General features: G+C 48.2%; 2 protein-coding genes. One reads left to right on the plus strand and one right to left on the minus strand.

Annotated elements, in window-relative coordinates; genetic code table 11:
* A partial coding sequence (locus tag S7335_RS25150) for a hypothetical protein (protein ID WP_038020411.1) occupies window positions 1–1,067 on the plus strand: 1,067 nt, incomplete at its 5' end.
* A gap of 138 nt (window positions 1,068–1,205) precedes the next feature.
* Here S7335_RS25150 and S7335_RS25155 read toward each other — a convergent pair.
* Window positions 1,206–1,439, minus strand: coding sequence for a hypothetical protein (locus tag S7335_RS25155; RefSeq protein ID WP_038020413.1), 234 nt, complete (start codon window positions 1,437–1,439; stop codon window positions 1,206–1,208).
* Window positions 1,440–1,537 lie beyond the last annotated feature (98 nt).

Genomic DNA, 1,537 nt, shown 5'->3' on the forward strand with positions numbered 1-1,537 from the left:
GGGAAAGCGATCCGCATATCCACTACTGGTCACAGATTGAAGCCGAGCGCAATCGCTCGATGTGGTCGCTTAGAACCGCACTTAAAGTTAGATTGATGCATGAAGGCCATCAGGTAGAGACGGTAACGCTCCAAAAGAATCAGCAGGCACACAACCTGCTCAAGGAAGCCAGAGACGAGCTGAAGATGGAGAACGCCCTTCAGGTAGAAGCGGCGGTTAACCTTTCCCCAGCTGAGGCGAAGCTGCTCAGTCAGACTGAGAGCTTAGAACCGGAGCAGCAGCTAGCACTTCAGAAGTATGAGATTGCTAAGTTCTACGGCTTACCGCTAGAAAATGTTGATGCTGATGTGGTGCTACAGGATGACAGCGGTAGACGCAGAGGGCGACTGCTAAACTTGGAGTGGTCTAAGTATCCAGAGACGGCCATCGATATCGATGTCAGAGCGCTAGAGCGACAAGGACAGTGGCAGCACGGCTATACCCCTTGGGATTTATCGAATGCCGCACTGAAGCAAAAGCTGCGGCAGCTGCTGGGTATCGACGCTTATCTAGAGCTGGGTAAGACCTGGGACAGTGAGTCGTTAGATACGTTCAAGCAAAACACACTCAACTATGCGCCGCAGATTAAAGCAGTGTTGAACTTCTCGGTGAAGCCAGAGATGAGTGCAGCGCAGATTCTTAATCAACTGCTAGAGCAGATGGGATTGACCTGCGTGAACTATCAGCCCAGGCGACAAGGCAAGCGTACTCGCATCTATGAGTTGGACCCAGTTGTGTATGAGCAGCAGATGGAGATTCTAGAACGGCGTAAAGCGTTGCGGGAGCGAGCGACAGCAGATGACACAGCCCCCCTGTTTAACTATTCAATTACCGGGGACTGTGCCACCCAAGCCTCAGTTATACAGCCCTTAGAGATTGGTGCTTTAGAGCAGTGGCGGTGGGGAACATCGCTGAGTCCTTGGGTGATTCAAGATGAGGTGAGTCAGATGGTCACCATCAGAGGTAGTAGTGGTATGACTTTCATTGTCGGGAAGCAGGAATTAGTTCCGTGGGATGGCGCTGAATAGTTGTGTAGTTTAGCTGGGTCAATCAATTTGCTTACATCGAAGTAGGTTGCTATAAACCTATAAGCCTATTTATAGGTTTATAGGGAAGATTTTGTTAGTCGTTTACGGATTAGAAAATAGGAATCATAGAAGTAACGGCTAAACTGCCGTAGCAAGTGAAACTGGCTCAACGACTTTAAGATTGCCTTCACTGAAACCTTCAACGTAATCATCAATCCAGCTAGAAAATGCATTCACAAGCTCGCTAACTGTTTCACCTTCGCAAGTGAAGTAAACACCCGGCGCATTAATGAGCTTTGCGTAGAGGCAGTTATCCTCGACATCTATCGATACTTCGCCCACGTAACCACGATGAGAAATAGTATTAGTCACTGTTTTCGATGTTCTCCTTCAAGCCACTGCCTATCAAAAATTCTCTTATTTGCTGGATGTAGCACTTTTTAAGTCCTTTATCAGGATGGGGTCGATGC

The organism is Synechococcus sp. PCC 7335, assembly GCF_000155595.1.
Taxonomy (GTDB): domain Bacteria; phylum Cyanobacteriota; class Cyanobacteriia; order Phormidesmidales; family Phormidesmidaceae; genus Phormidesmis.